Consider the following 14336-nt stretch of genomic DNA (forward strand, 5'->3'; position numbering starts at 1 on the left):
TTGAGGTTATTGGAATGGAAGGAATGGACAGTTTTTTGAAATTGGGAGTATTCTCTATTGGTTGGTGATAAGGCCTTTCGGAAAACTATTTTTAGGCTGGAGAAATTAAACTTTACTTATGAAACAACTTCCCAGCTTGAATGGATTGAGGGCTATTAGTATTTTTATTGTTATTTTTTTTCACCTGTTCTGGTTCAACTTTAACGTCAGGCAAAAATCGATATATTATATCCCTTTTCTCAATGGCGAGCTGGGCGTGCATGTATTCTTTGTGATTTCTGGGTTTCTCATTACTACACTATTATTGAATGAGGAAAAGGAACGGGGGGCAATATCACTTAAGAACTTTTATATACGACGTGTTCTACGGATATTTCCGGCGTATTATTTTTTGCTGTTCGTTTATTACATTCTTCAAATCGTCGGCTTAATTGGTATACCCGGGAGGGCGTGGTTGACAGCTTTTTCCTATGTAAAGTATATTAACTATTCAATTGATCATTTTACTGCTCACGCATGGTCGCTTTCCATAGAGGAGAATTTCTATTTATTCTGGCCGTTCGTATTTTTGATGGGTGATAAAGCAAGAAGGTATGTTGTTGTTTTTCTTATGATTATCGCCCCGATTTTAAGAACTTTCTTGTTTTTTCATCCTGTAGTATGGATAAGTGACCTGTCTTTTTTTGTGAGGATCGATGCAATTGCTACTGGCTGTTTTTGCGCCTTATTTAAGGATAGGATACTAGCAATTTTGAATCTTAATTGGAGTGCCGTTTTTATATCTTCTCTAATTATTTTATTCATATGGAGAGGGCTTGCCCATTTGACCTTTGGTACCTCTTTCGTTTTAATTTTCGTTTTTTTGGGGATGTCTACCGGAACCATTCCGAATATAATGATCGCGATGGTGGTGATGTTTTCTGTGTATGGTCCAAAAGGAATATGGTATAAGCTGCTGAATACCAGAGTGCTTAATTACGCCGGCATTCTGTCCTATAGTCTTTATCTTTGGCAAGTATTTATTTTCAAAACGGGTTGGTGGGTGACACATTTCCCGCAAAATCTGGTCTTCATTTTCGCTTGTGCTTTGTTTTCTTATTATATCATCGAAAAACCCTTCCTCCGCCTAAAATCTCGCTTCGCGGGCAAAAGAAAAGCACCCAGCCCCATCAGGGGGAGTGCTATCAGAGTGTGATGGTAAATGATGCAGACTTGTTGTGATTTTGGGATTATTCTTTCTCTATAGGTGACAAGATCCATATAGGGACTATTTTTAAGCTGGCGGTTATCATACTTTATTTATGAGACAACTTCCCAGCTTGAACGGATTGAGGGCTATCAGTATTATGATTGTCTTGTTATATCATCAGCTTGGGTACAACTTTAATATCGAACAATCTTTACTTTATTACCTGCCTATCTTCAATGGTCAGTTTGGCGTGACTGTTTTCTTCGTGATTTCCGGGTTTCTGATCACTTATCTTATGTTGCGGGAAGAACAGGACGGGGGCTCCATATCGCTAAAGGACTTTTACATACGGCGTGTCCTACGCATTTTTCCGGCATATTATTTCCTGCTTCTTGTATACTACTTTCTTCAACGATTGGATATTTTGCATATTCCAAAGGCATCATGGCTGACATCGCTGATCTACCTTAAATACGTTAACTATAAAATTGAGGACTATACTGCTCATGCCTGGTCGCTTTCAGTAGAGGAGAATTTCTATTTTTTCTGGCCTTTTATATTCTTGCTGGGGGATAAGGTAAGAAAATATGCGGCCATCGCACTTGTGGCAGCAGTGCCTTGTTTCCGGCTATTTCTCCACTTTCATCCCATTTCTTGGATAGGCTATACATCCTTTTTTGTACGAATCAATTCTATAGCGACGGGATGCATTTGCGCCTTATATAGGGATAAAATTATAAAGTTCCTCCAACCTTATTGGGAGGATGCTATTAATATATCATTGATAACCCTTTTCAGCTGGCCATGGCTGGTGTATTTTTTCGGCGATACACTTACTTATGTTTTTGTTGTTTTCGGCGATTTGACCGGAACGATCGCCAATACAGCTATAGCGATAGTGATGATGTATTCGGTGTATGGTCCGAAAAAAACTTGGTATCGGATATTAAATACACGAGTATTTAACTATGTTGGCGTGCTGTCCTATAGTATATACCTTTGGCAGCAATTTTTTATGCTTAGAACGCAATATTGGGTAACGCATTTCCCGCAAAACTGGTTATTCATCGCAACATCAGCCCTGTTCTCATACTACATCATCGAAAAACCCTTCCTCCACCTAAAATCCCGCTTTGCAGGCAAAAGAAAAGCACCCAGCCCCATCGGGGTGAGTGCTATCAGTGTGTGATGGTAGAATGGCCGCAGTGTGTATAGGGGGTAAGTTGTCTCCTATTCTTCGACGTCCTGATCCAACCACTCGTCGTATTCCGAGTACCAGGTCGCCATTTCTTCGAACAAGCCGGTGATCTTGTCTTCGTCGCCATTAAAGTGGGCGGTGATGTCTTCGAACTCAGCCACAATGTCGAAGCCTTCTTCTTCTTCGTTCCATTTGGCGAGGAACCTGGGCGCCTCCGTGTGTAATACGTATTCGCCGTCTTCGTCCTCCATAAAGTTGTCGCAGGAAAGGAATTTTGGAATGGTGCCCATAGTTGCTTCTATTTTGGGGAGGAAGGTAGGAAATATTTCCCGTTTAAACAGGCGAATTCACCCACCAGGCGTTCCCAAATGCATCTTTGAATCCGCCGCCCCTTCCATAGGGCCGGTTGTCGAGCTCCTGTAGAAGGGTAACGTCGGGCCGCACCAGGGCCTTTGCAAATACCTCATCAACCTTGTCCACATAAAGGAACATGGAGGAGGGGAAGGGGGCGTAGACATCGGTGGCATCGGCAAACATGATGACGGCGGGACCGATACGAAGTTCCCCGTGCATCAGGATGCCCGGGGAGCGGTCGGCGCTGTATTGGAGGGTGGCACCGAAAACGTCTTTTACAAAATCCAGGAACCGGTAGGCCCCGGGGACGATCAGGTAGGGCATAATGGGGAGGTAGTTGTCGGGAACTTGCATGGGATAAACTTTTTGACAAAGGTGCCACGGAGCGGCGGCATGAAATTGTAAATCCGCGACAACCTAGTTCTTCCACTGCGCCGCTTCCGCCTTCCCCCCGAAGTATTCCTTGGGGTGATGTCCGGAAAAGGCCTTGAACTCGTGGATAAAGTGGGACTGGTCGTAGTACCCGCAGGCATAGGCGATCTGCGTCAGGGTTAGTCCCTTGTCTCCATAAGGCTCCAAGGCGCCGCCAAACCGGCTAAGCCGGGCAAAGAGTTTGGGACTGAAGCCCGAATAAGTTTTGAAGTCGCGTTCGAACTGGCGGCGGGACCGGAAGCATTGGTCGGCGAGGTAGGCGAGGTCTACCAGTCCCTCCCGGCTGACGACCGACCGTATGGCGTGTATCACGAAGGCTTCGAGGGGGTGAAGGCGGGACGTCAAAAAAGTGCTTAGCAATTCGACACGGGTCGGGTTGTCCGGGGCGGACAAGATCCGCTCTTCCAAAATGCGGCCCTCGGCCCCACAGAGCGACGCCAGGTCTACCGATTGATTCGACACCGATTGCGCCGATACCCCAAAGAGCGCCGGGAGCCCATAGGGGTACAAGAAGGCACCGAAGATGCCAAAGTTTTCCTGGATCGCATAGCGGTTGAAGCTGGTAGTTTGTCCTGTGATACCGGATCGAAAAGACGGGGCCTGGTCTCCAGAGGGCAGGATTTCGGTAAAGGAGCCTTTGTAGTGAAATACCATCTCCGGGCAGCCGCTGGCCAGCGTGCGGTGGACGTACATTTCTCCGGGTGGAAAGTTGCTTTCCAGCACCCAAAAGAACCGTACATACGGGGCAAGCAAGGGTGGGGGCGGTATTTCCAGATAGGTCATGCAGCAGAGACGATCTTACCCAGTCCTTTCAGCACAATTCGTTCCAAAAGCGGTTCGTTGATCTGGGAAGGGTCATAGACATTGATCGTCGTGGATTCGTTGAACTCGGTATAGATAAAAACTTTGCGGTGGTCATAATTGCCCGCGAATGTAAAAACGACCGGTTTGTGGTGTCCCCTCAGGCGAACGGAATAGCTTCGGTGGAGGTACTGTTCAAACTTTTCTTGTGTGCCGGCGTCCAGCTCCAGGTGGTGTCCCTGGTCCCTGACCTGGTCCAGGAAACGGTGGAGGGCGGGGTGGATCTCCGTCTGTACCAGGGAAGAAAAGGCCGAGTTGAAAGCGTTCCTCTTCCGTTCGTATTCCCGCAACAACTCCTCCCGGGCGGCCGGCCGCTCATCGAATGCAATGGGTGGGTAAACGGGCGCTTTTAGCATACCATAAAGTTGCTGAATTCTTGGTTAGTAGGTATTAATTAAAATTAGCATGTTTTTCCAGACTTACAAATAGTTGTAAAAAAAATAGTTACGGGTAGAAACCCGTAACCTGGTTGTGAATGCTGAAACTTACTACTGTAAGGACTATAGGGTAGGTAGTAAAGGCAAAAGCCAGTCGAGGATGGCCTTTCGGTTCACCTCTGTCATTGTAAGTTGCTGCTGGTGGGTCTTTTCGCCCATTTCCAGGATAAAGAAAATTTTCTTGTAGTCATAGTTGGCTACGGCAGCAATGTCCACTTTCCCGGCTTGAGTGCCGTTGATGGAATAGCACTGATGTACGTGTGCGAGATACCGTCTGTCGATCAGGCTGTGGATCTCTACCCAGTAGCCGCGCCGGGTATACTCTGCCATTACCTCGTCCATGGTCGGCCGGATTTCCGTTGCCAGGACTTTTCGAAAGTGGGCATTGAAAATGCGCCGGTTGGCCTCGTACTCCTGTTGTAGTGCTGCGTGACCACCGATGATGGCTGTCAGTTGCTCCGCGTAGGGAGCGAGGCGGCTGTCAAATTCTCTTGGCATAGAGGGTTCATTTTGGTTTAGCAAACAATCGTTTGGTATCTTGCTAAAACAAGCGAGCAGTGATTTTGAACCTATTTACCCTGTCGTCTTTTCTATCATTAACAAACGCTTCACAAATCCCTGTCGCGGATAGGGCGTTTAGATAAGTATTCCCAGAATGGATAAAATGGTTTGTGGAAATTCTGTGGAAAAAATGTTCCTTGTGGAACGGTATGTAAAATTACGGTTTTTGACCGGTGGACTACGAACGCCCAGAATCGTTGAACTACTGCGACTTTCGGTCAACGCTCCTAACGGACTTCCTGGACTTCGGTTAACCTACACCGTTAGTGTAAAAAAAATTTTGTAAATGTTAAACAATGTGTAAATTCGTGAGGAATATCCAATTACTTATCCTATTTATAAACCTCTCCTTGGGAAACGCGTTCACATTTCAGGCAGATTTGGTGACCCGGCTGAAGGCCCGCGACGAGGCGGCCTTTGCTGAAATGTATCGCAACTACTCCAATGCTTTTCTATCTATTATCACTAAGATCACCAATGGCGACATCGAGGCAGCAAAGGATATTCTGCAGGAAGCCATGGTCAAGGTCTGGAACAACATCCACCTCTATGATTCCTCGAAGGGAACGTTGTTTACGTGGGTGATGAACATCAGCCGCAACACGGCGATCGACAAACTGAGGTCGAAAGACTTCAAGAACCAACTCAAGAACCGCTCCCTGGAAACATCCGAAGCCCAGGATTACCAACCGGTCCCCTCCCTGAACACGGAGCTGATCGGTGTAAAAAAGATGTTGGAAAAACTGGACTCCAGCCACCGGGACGTCGTCGACGTCGTATATATGATGGGTTATTCCCATGCAGAGGCGGCCGAAGTCCTGGATATACCGCTCGGGACGGTGAAAACCCGGTTGAGGAATGCCATTGTTGAATTGAGAAAACAATATCGTATCGCATAAGGAATGACACTTGAGGAACTGATATCATCCGGAAAGCTGGAGCTCTATGTAGCCGGCGTTCTCTCAGACAGGGAGATGTCGGATATCGGTATCCTTGCCGTGGAGAATCCCGCCGTGGCCTCCGAGATCGAGAAAATCGAAAAGGTCATGATCGAGTGGCTCAGCCCCCAGGAATTCCAGATGCCCGACACGGAGAAAGAGAAGCAGATCGACGAAATCCTCGGCAGGATCCGCAAGGAACCTAAAATACCGTTAAACGGGATCCCTCCCGTGAGTGGCAACGGACACCATACCGCCCCCGCACCGGTACGCCCCCTTCATCCGAAACGCCAGCCCCAATGGGCCATGGCGGCCCTGGTGGCCGGTCTTGTCCTGACTACTGGGTTGACGGTATGGATGGCGGTCCGTTACGCCCGCCTGGCCCCGGAAGCGACTGCATTGAGGACCCAGTACCAGGATCTGGCCAACGCCCAGAACCAGTACCAGGATCAGATGACCCGTATGCAAACACAGGTGAATCTCATGCGCAACATCCTGACGCGGCGCATCGAGCTCAGCACCGTAGCGGGTAACAAGATCACTTCGGCCGATAACTATATGCTGGTCTACTGGAATCCGGAGACCAAGAAGCTCCTCCTCGTAGACGCCCATTTACCCGAACTATCGTCCCAGCAACAATACCAGTTGTGGGCGCTGTATGACGGCAAGCCCATCGACGCCGGTGTGTTCGATCCCAAAGACCTTCAGGCAAGCTCCAGCTTCCAAAAAGATATTCCAAACGCCCAGGCCTTTGCCGTCACGGTAGAGCCAAAGGGCGGTAGCAAGACGCCGACCCTCAGCAATTTGTGCATGATGGGCAAGCTATAAAAGACAGTTTCAGTCCGTACCTATGACCCGGCCGTGAGAAGAAATTCCACGGCCTTTTTGTTACTAGCCATTTTCCCTTTGTCATTTCCCCTCAAATCTTGTAGTTGAACCGCTCGTTAACGATACGTTATGATCTCATTTGTGATGTGATAACAACGAATTTCTTTAGTGTACCTTAACTTTGGTCTAAGAACGATTTGGTGTTTTTCATAGGTTAGCTAGCGGCCTGCTTTTCTAAGCGGGCTTTTCTTTTAAATGCCAATGAGTTATCTCTCCTTTTTTCTGTTGCACTCTCAAATGTTGTAAGCTCGGTTCCTTGTTAATTCGTTCCATGGCGTCAATCACCAAGTCTCTAATTTCCTCTTTGATCTTATTGTAATTATCGTTGATATCCTTCTCGGTTGGGGGCTTGTCCAGCATTGGTATTTCTACCGATGGGGCTTCCGGGCTCCGAACCATTTGGCCGTGGAAAAGTTTGTATGTCAGCGGTTGGGACGGGTTGTCTGAGAGGACACCGACCATTTCACCGGCGGAGAGCGTGGCCAGCCGGGAGGGTGGTAAAGCTGGGTCCAGGTGGTAGGAGAGGCCGGTGCTTTCGGAGCGTTCCCCTTTATGCGTACTCTTTCTTTCCTGGAGGATCCGGCCGAAGCGTTCGGATAACTGGTGGGCGCTTTCTCCTGTGACCTGGCCGGCGATCACATTGCCTGTCAGATTCAATAGAACGTCTGCTTGTTCCTTGCCGTATTCTTTTCTGAGTTGGCTCATATCCTGGACGACTAGGGTGGCTGCTACTTTATTGGAACGGGCAGTTGCCAGGAGGGTATCCACCCCGTTGAAATAGAGGGTGGGGAACTCGTCGAAAACCAGGGCGCAGGGTAGGCGGCTTGGCTGGTTCACCTGGCGGACGAGACGGGAGACATAGAGGGAAAGCACTGCTCCATAGACTTCTTGTTTCTGGGGGGAGTTACCCATACAAACGATCCGGGGTTTGTCCGGGTGGTTGATGTCCAGACTAAAGTCGTTTCCTGACAGAATATAATAGAGATGGGGGACGGCCAGGCGCGCCAGCGATATTTTCGCGCCTGCTGTCTGGCCTTCCAGTTGGGGCATTACGTTTTGATGGTAGGCGGAAATAAAGGGGTTGATCAGAAACTCGATTTGTGGCTCTGTCCGCAGGATGGAGAAAAGACTTTCATAGGGTGTTTGCATCAGTTCGATGGCATGGGGAAGGGTACAGTACTGTCCGCCCTTGAGTCGTTTTAAGAACCAGATGAGGGCTGTCAGGAAATTGATGGCAGATTCTACGAAGAAGTCCCCTTGTTTACGGATCCAATCCCTGTTTAAGCTGAGGAGGAGGACGCGGGAGGCTTCGGCTGCTTCGGCCAGGTCCGTTAGAGTGTCGGGGTGGATGGGGTTGCAGCGTTGGGAGCGCGCCAGGTCGTCGAAGTGGACCAGGTGGAAGGTGGTGCCGTTTCCGTATTGCCGCCAGCAGCGATAGACCAGGCGGCTTAGGTCGTCGTACTTGAAGTCGTAGACAAACATGGTGAACCCCTTTTGCAGTTGTTGTTCGATCAGGGGGCGGATGATGTACCAGGATTTGCCGGAGCCGGGGGAACCCATGACCAGGAGGCCGCGGAAGGGTTCAAGAATATTTACCCAGCCCCTCTTTTTGTGCCCCTGGAATACGTAGCGGGTCCGTAGGTTGACGGAGTAGGGGTTGGTCAGTCGACGGCGCTGTTGGGGGAAGCTTTCGGCTTCGGTGTTGAAGACGGGGGGCGTGACGCTATGTCCTAAGCGCGCCATAAGCCAGGCGGCGATTGCCAATGAAGGGAGGGCCCAGATCTTTTTGAAGATCCAGTCCTCCCTTCTGTGGTAGAGCCATCGGTCCAATGAGACCCAGTGATGGGGGCCCAGGAGCGCGTAGGCGTGAATATAGATCCAGAGGGCAATAGCGGTTATCGCGACTGCGAGGGCCAGTCGGCGGTATGACTCAGGCTGTGGCATAGGACCAGGTCTTTTTGTTGCGCTTGGCAGCGTTCGATCAAGGTAGAAGCGGTGTATTCGGGACCAAGGCTTTCACCGGAAATGACCCAACACGACCGGTTGTCCAGGAAGGCCAACTGGTCGCCATTCCATAGTAGTTGAACCCCTACCGCCAGTAAGTCCTCCTGGAGAGCAGGCAGGGGAGGCGTGTCTCCCTGCATGAACCAATCAATATACGTCCTTATCCGCCGGGACGCGTTCTCTTCATTGCTCCGGCTGCGGGCGAAGCGGTCTTCCAGGAAAGCAAGCGTGGGCTTGCCTGGTATCCGGCTAGCCTTTATACCCATGCCTAGGGTTTTGCCCCGTTCATCCAGCAAGCGGTACACCAGGCCGCGGTGTTCATAAATGCGTGACCCTGGGCGCCCCCGGTCCGCTTTGATGTTATACATGCGCAGGAGGGCATTGTAGGCCACCAGGGAGGTAAATTGATAATCTTCCAGGACTTTGCTTACCGTACGATGGATGGCTCGCCCCATGACCTCCTTGCCGTATCTGGCGGGGTAAACAGGCTCTCCATCTAAAAGATGTTGATGCCCGTCAAGCTTTGTCATGAAGACATAATCCGTGTCCCTAAGTGGTTGTGTACGTACTAGGTCGAATTCATGTTCCAATTCGCGGGTGACACGTTTAGACTGCATGCGAAGTCTACGTTCCGAAATAAAGCTGTCGTAACTGGTGACGACATGAAGGTGGGGATGGAAGGTATCCAAGTGCTGATAAACGCGGAACGATTCGTGGTCCAGGTCCATGTGAAACATGTATCGCCTGGATAAAGATGCAAGGCTATCGGACCCTAGTTGGTCGCCTGGGTCAAAAGCCAGGACGATGTGCAGGCCACTTTTCAATAATGAGACATCAATCGGGGCGTTTTCTTCCAATAGAAGCCTGGCAAAACCTCCTGATACCTTCTTTTCGTTATAGTGGATTGCCTTCCGGATGTTGAGTGCCTGTCTTAATTGTGTTATCATCTGGGAAAAATTTTGTGAAGAATAAAGATAGGATAGCTTACTAAAATATCCTTTCCCAAAAAAGAAACTCCGGGTTTCCACGGATACCCCTCTATACTCCGCTTTGCACAAGTTTTCCTCCGGATATCAAACGCCCTTACTTAGGCATTTCCCCATTTTTGATCCCCTGGCCTTTAACGTCTATTTGCTTGTCTCTGTGATCCGTTGCTAGCCTATGAAAACGCCCTAACGCGTATCGATGAAACAATACCTAGTCGTTCTTCTTATCTTGTCCTGCGCCTCCGTCCGCAGCCAGGATACCCCCGATTCCGCTATAGTCGCCCGTATTAAGACGGAAGCTTTCGAGCATTCCCGGGTGATGGAGTTTGCCTTTCACCTTACCGACGCCAGCGGGCCCCGGTTGACCAACTCTCCAGGCCTTTACAGGGCACAGCAATGGGTGCTGGCCACCCTACGGAGCTGGGGATTGTCAAACGTTGATCTGGAACCCTGGGGGACGTTTGGGAAGGGGTGGGAGGTGACCAGGGATTACCTGGCGATGACGGAGCCTTATTATCAGCCGTTGATTGCCTACCCGGTGGCCTGGTCGAAAGGCACCGGTTGGCCGTTTACGGCGGAGGTGGCGTTATATCATCCGAAGGATTCGGCGGAGCAAGCAGCGCTGAGGGGGACGTTGAGAGGGAAACTCGTCTTGTATCCCAGTTCAGCCTCCATCCAGTTTCCGTTCGAAGCTGATGCAAAGCGATATTCCGACTCAGAATTGGCAAGTATAGTGACGCCGCCACAACCCATCCCTCCCCGGCCATCCATCGTCAACAGGCGCCCTTCACCGCAACCTACGGTTCGCCGGCCTGTGATGGTCAGCCCCAATATATTTTTTCAACAGGAAGGCGTTATTGGGTCACTAACCAGTAATGTCCGGGACCGGGATGGAACCGTATATGTCCAGGGGACGAGCAGCTACCGCTGGGAAGACAGCCTGAAACCCATGCGGCTGGAACTTTCCTTCGAGGGCTATCATCAGCTCCAGCGTCTATTGGAAGATGGAATACAGGTAAAGTTGGAAGGCGATATGGAGACCAGGTATGTCACAAAGGATTCCATTGCGTACAATGTTATTGGGGAGATCCCCGGTGTAGATCCTTTGCTCAAGGATCAACTTGTCATTATCGGTGGGCACCTGGATTCCTGGCAATCGGCGACAGGGGCCACTGATAATGGGGCAGGATCTGCAGTCATGTTGGAGGTGATGCGAATACTGACGACCCTACAGATACATCCCAGACGAACCATACGGATCATCCTTTGGAGTGGAGAAGAACAGGGATTGCTGGGGTCAAGGGGGTATGTTGGTCGGCATTTTAAGAGCGATTCCACTGCCCGGTCTAAAGTATCGGCGTATTACAACCTGGATGAAGGGTCGGGAAAGATCAGGGGGGTATATCTTCAGGGCGATACCGCCGCGGGGGAGGTTTTCAAACAATGGCTGGAGCCATTTAAGGAATTGGGGGCGTCCACCATCACCGTTCAAGGTACCGACGGGACGGATCATCTGTCTTTTGCCGATGTTGGTATACCAGGCTTCCAATTCATCCAGGACCCCTTGGAATATGAAACCCGCACCCATCATAGCAATATGGACACTTACGACCACTTGTCTCCGGATGACCTGAAACAGGCCTCCGCCATCATCGCCACCTTTGTGTATCAGACCGCTATGCGGGATGGGATGATCCCCAGGAAATAAATTTTATAGGAATCCGTATTTATACGGAAGTTGTTTTACCCTGTTCAGTTTTTATAATAGTAAATCCGAAGGATTGGCGAATTGCGTATCTGAATTTATTCATTAATACCTATGCGTTCACTCTATGACCTTTTCGATGCTGCCAAGATGATCGCCCGCTATAAGGAGGGGCTTCTATCACCGGAGGAGTATGCCCAATTGATGGACTGGCTGAAAGAATCCCCTCAACACCAGGCTTGGTTTGACGAGCACCTGGAGGAGAATACCTTCCGTCCCAAGTGGGGCTCGTTTGTCCTTGCCAGCCTGGATAGCAATGAAGAACTTTTAAAAGTACGTGCCCGGGTCGGGAACGACCCGGGTCGAGAGCGGCGACGACGTAGGAGAACCGTGATGGGGGCGGTGATGGGTGTTTTGGTGGGGCTTGTGGCCGTTTATTCCTACTTCGTGGGCCGTCCTGTGTCCGCTGTAACTGGAGTGGGGGACGAGCGCTATCTATTGCTTCAGGATGGAAGCGGGGTATGGCTGGATGCTTCCAGCACGCTAACCTTTGCGGGAGCAACCCGTGAGGTTGTTCTGACCGGCCAGGGATATTTCCAGGTAGCCCCGGGACGGATCCCTTTTAAAGTGCACGCCGGACAGGCAGTTATACAGGTCCTTGGTACCAGGTTCAATGTCAGGGCCTACCCCAATGAAAACGCTGTAGAGACGACCCTCCTGGAGGGTGCAGTCATGGTAGCGGGGCGGACCTTGCATCCCGGTGAACGGGCACGCTTGGGCAAATCAGGAGAGTTGACCGTCGCGGAGCCCGTTCACCCAGAGGAGGCAGTTGCCTGGAAAGAGGGTTCCTTTACGTATACCGACGCAGACCTATCCACTATACTCAGGGATGTATCCAATTGGTACGGGGTACAGGTGATCAACCGATCAAACACGTCCCAACGGTATACATTCTCCGTCCCTAGAAATATGCCCCTTTTTGCCTTCGTAAAGCGCCTGGAAGTTCGCTTCCGTATCGAAGCAAAGACCCTCTTCGTAGATCCCTGAAGTACGTGTATTTTGTATACTTATATTGAACTTCCCTCCTGAACAGAATGAATAGCCGTCCTCTTTCCGGAAAAGAGAAGTTCGTCTCTTACACATTGACTTGCATGTCATAAGGAGAATAAAAAAATGTCGGCTTTAATAGGTTATTTTAGTCTATTCGATTGTTGTCAAGCACCCGTCCACGTAGGCTTACACCTACATTGCCCCTTAATATAAAATTCACTTAAAAATTACTAGGTTTGACGTACGTATTAATACGGATACCCGTAGTTTAGTGTCAGTCAAAATACGTACCTCGCCAAGAGGACCTTTTACCACCAAATCGTTTTACGAACATTTTATTATTTATCAATCCGGATAGGGAGGTGTTTCCGTATGCATGGAAGGGATATGGGGAGACTTCCCGGGAGCCGGGGTTTAATAATCTAGGTATGACTTTTGGAGAATTGGTGGATACAGTCGCAGCAGAGGATTTTCTGGTGTCGGAGTTCCGGAGGGGAAAGACCCGGGCCTTCGAACAGATCTTCCTCAAGCACCATGGCGCCATTTGTTATTTTACCGCGGAATTCATTTACGACGGGGAGGCAGCTAAGGATATTGTATCGGAAGTATTTGTCAAGCTTTGGCACCTGAGAGAAAACTTCGAGAATGTAAAGGCGATCAAGGCGTTCTTATATGTCAGCGCGAAGAACGCTTGTTTGAACTATCTTAGACGCGCCAGACTGGTCACGAGTCACCAGAAGACGGCGTTGTTGGAATTGTCGAAGGAGGAGATCGAGGATATAGTGATGAAGCAGATCTTCGATGCGGAGGTAATCCGGGAGGTTTACAAGGCGATAGAGGCCCTTCCGACCCAATGTAAACGCATTGTCCGGCTGACCCTGCAAGGATTGAATACAGAGGAAATAGCAAATATGATGAGCATCTCCGTCCAAACCGTACGGAATACCCGGAACAGGGCCACCCACTTGCTCAGGCAACAACTGTCCGGCGGTACCCTGGCGGTGGCCCTGGTAGCTTCAGTGGTCGATGTTGTAAAACCGGTTTAATTACTTTGTATGGCAAGCGCATTGATGAATATGGATACCGAAGAGGCTTACCTCATTGCCGAGTTCCGGAAAGGAAAGACCTGGGCGTTCGAGCAGGTCTTTCGCCAGTTTTACGGGACAATATGTTATTTTGTACAAGACTTTCAGGTGGACGCGGATACCTCAAAAGACATTGTTTCCGAATCATTTATAAAACTTTGGGGCCTCAGGGAGGAGTTTGAGAACCTGAAGGCGATCAAGGCGTTTCTGTATATCACGGCCCGGAATACAGCCCTCAACCATCTCCGCCGGGTCAAAATGATGAGCGATCATCAAAGGAACCTGGTCGACGAGCTCTCCCAGGAGGAGCTTGGGGACACCCTGATGCAGCGGATCTTTGATGCGGAAGTGCTGCAGGAAGTGTACAAAGCCTTGGACACTCTACCGGGACAATGTAAACGGGTATTGCGTCTTACCCTGGAAGGGCTCAATACGGACGATATCGCGGCCGCCATGGACCTGTCTGCCCAGACGGTGCGGAATACCCGCGTAAGGGCCATGGAAATGCTCAGGAAACGCCTGGCGCATTGTGCGGTGGCCATCACCCTACTCTCTATTTTGGTCGAAAAGGCCGGTTTGTAGTAAATTTTTATCCCTTTTTTCTATTCCGAATGGTTGGTCCCGTTCGGTCATTTGTTTTTTAAGTAG

General features: G+C 49.8%; 15 protein-coding genes. 8 read left to right on the top strand and 7 right to left on the bottom strand.

The genetic code is table 11. From position 1 onward, the window contains the following. Positions 1–118: 118 nt before the first annotated feature. Both EDB95_RS14115 and EDB95_RS14120 read left to right on the top strand, forming a co-directional pair. Positions 119–1195 carry an acyltransferase family protein gene (locus EDB95_RS14115; RefSeq protein ID WP_133994446.1) on the top strand — a complete coding sequence of 359 codons (1077 nt, stop codon included), beginning with the start codon at positions 119–121 and terminating at the stop codon, positions 1193–1195. A 106-nt stretch (positions 1196–1301) separates the two neighbouring features. Continuing rightward, positions 1302–2378 (top strand): acyltransferase family protein, encoded by a 1077-nt coding sequence (locus tag EDB95_RS14120; protein WP_133994447.1) that lies wholly within the window; start codon positions 1302–1304, stop codon positions 2376–2378. A gap of 41 nt (positions 2379–2419) precedes the next feature. Here the strand turns inward: EDB95_RS14120 and EDB95_RS14125 are convergent, their stop codons facing one another. The 5 genes from EDB95_RS14125 to EDB95_RS14145 form a co-directional block, all read right to left on the bottom strand. Beyond that, entirely contained in the window at positions 2420–2677 is a 258-nt protein-coding gene (locus tag EDB95_RS14125; protein ID WP_133994448.1) for a hypothetical protein, read from the bottom strand. A gap of 43 nt (positions 2678–2720) precedes the next feature. Continuing rightward, positions 2721–3095 (bottom strand): VOC family protein, encoded by a 375-nt coding sequence (locus EDB95_RS14130; RefSeq protein ID WP_133994449.1) that lies wholly within the window; start codon positions 3093–3095, stop codon positions 2721–2723. 63 nt (positions 3096–3158) lie between these two features. Next, positions 3159–3956 carry a helix-turn-helix domain-containing protein gene (locus EDB95_RS14135; RefSeq protein ID WP_133994450.1) on the bottom strand — a complete coding sequence of 266 codons (798 nt, stop codon included), beginning with the start codon at positions 3954–3956 and terminating at the stop codon, positions 3159–3161. Then, the gene (locus EDB95_RS14140) at positions 3953–4390 is read right to left on the bottom strand and encodes a hypothetical protein (RefSeq protein WP_133994451.1); all 438 of its coding nucleotides are present in this window, start codon (positions 4388–4390) and stop codon (positions 3953–3955) included. Before EDB95_RS14140 ends, EDB95_RS14135 begins: the two co-directional genes overlap by 4 nt. Before the next feature lie 144 nt (positions 4391–4534). After that, the gene (locus tag EDB95_RS14145; RefSeq protein ID WP_133994452.1) at positions 4535–4969 is read right to left on the bottom strand and encodes a hypothetical protein; all 435 of its coding nucleotides are present in this window, start codon (positions 4967–4969) and stop codon (positions 4535–4537) included. A 413-nt stretch (positions 4970–5382) separates the two neighbouring features. Here EDB95_RS14145 and EDB95_RS14150 point away from each other — a divergent pair, with 413 nt between their 5' ends. Together EDB95_RS14150 and EDB95_RS14155 are read left to right on the top strand one after the other, a co-directional pair. After that, positions 5383–5931, top strand: coding sequence for an RNA polymerase sigma factor (locus tag EDB95_RS14150; protein WP_162852601.1), 549 nt, complete (start codon positions 5383–5385; stop codon positions 5929–5931). A 3-nt stretch (positions 5932–5934) separates the two neighbouring features. Next, on the top strand, positions 5935–6798 hold the full coding sequence (locus EDB95_RS14155) for an anti-sigma factor (protein ID WP_133994454.1): 864 nt from the start codon (positions 5935–5937) through the stop codon (positions 6796–6798). A 234-nt stretch (positions 6799–7032) separates the two neighbouring features. Here the strand turns inward: EDB95_RS14155 and EDB95_RS14160 are convergent, their stop codons facing one another. Together EDB95_RS14160 and EDB95_RS14165 are read right to left on the bottom strand one after the other, a co-directional pair. Then, positions 7033–8802 carry a type IV secretory system conjugative DNA transfer family protein gene (locus EDB95_RS14160; RefSeq protein WP_133994455.1) on the bottom strand — a complete coding sequence of 590 codons (1770 nt, stop codon included), beginning with the start codon at positions 8800–8802 and terminating at the stop codon, positions 7033–7035. Further along, positions 8754–9809 carry a relaxase/mobilization nuclease domain-containing protein gene (locus EDB95_RS14165; protein WP_133994456.1) on the bottom strand — a complete coding sequence of 352 codons (1056 nt, stop codon included), beginning with the start codon at positions 9807–9809 and terminating at the stop codon, positions 8754–8756. The genes EDB95_RS14160 and EDB95_RS14165 overlap by 49 nt, the downstream gene beginning before the upstream one ends. Positions 9810–10047: 238 nt before the next feature. On the opposite strand from EDB95_RS14165, the gene EDB95_RS14170 reads away from it, so the two are divergent. The 4 genes from EDB95_RS14170 (at position 10048) to EDB95_RS14185 (ending at position 14270) form a co-directional block, all read left to right on the top strand. Next, entirely contained in the window at positions 10048–11556 is a 1509-nt protein-coding gene (locus EDB95_RS14170; protein ID WP_133994457.1) for a M20/M25/M40 family metallo-hydrolase, read from the top strand. 111 nt (positions 11557–11667) lie between these two features. Next, on the top strand, positions 11668–12600 hold the full coding sequence (locus tag EDB95_RS14175; RefSeq protein ID WP_133994458.1) for a FecR family protein: 933 nt from the start codon (positions 11668–11670) through the stop codon (positions 12598–12600). A gap of 431 nt (positions 12601–13031) precedes the next feature. Continuing rightward, positions 13032–13649 (top strand): RNA polymerase sigma-70 factor, encoded by a 618-nt coding sequence (locus tag EDB95_RS14180; RefSeq protein ID WP_133994459.1) that lies wholly within the window; start codon positions 13032–13034, stop codon positions 13647–13649. A 9-nt stretch (positions 13650–13658) separates the two neighbouring features. Next, positions 13659–14270 carry an RNA polymerase sigma factor gene (locus tag EDB95_RS14185; RefSeq protein ID WP_133994460.1) on the top strand — a complete coding sequence of 204 codons (612 nt, stop codon included), beginning with the start codon at positions 13659–13661 and terminating at the stop codon, positions 14268–14270. Positions 14271–14336 lie beyond the last annotated feature (66 nt).

It is taken from the genome of Dinghuibacter silviterrae (assembly GCF_004366355.1).
In the GTDB taxonomy this organism is placed as follows: domain Bacteria; phylum Bacteroidota; class Bacteroidia; order Chitinophagales; family Chitinophagaceae; genus Dinghuibacter; species Dinghuibacter silviterrae.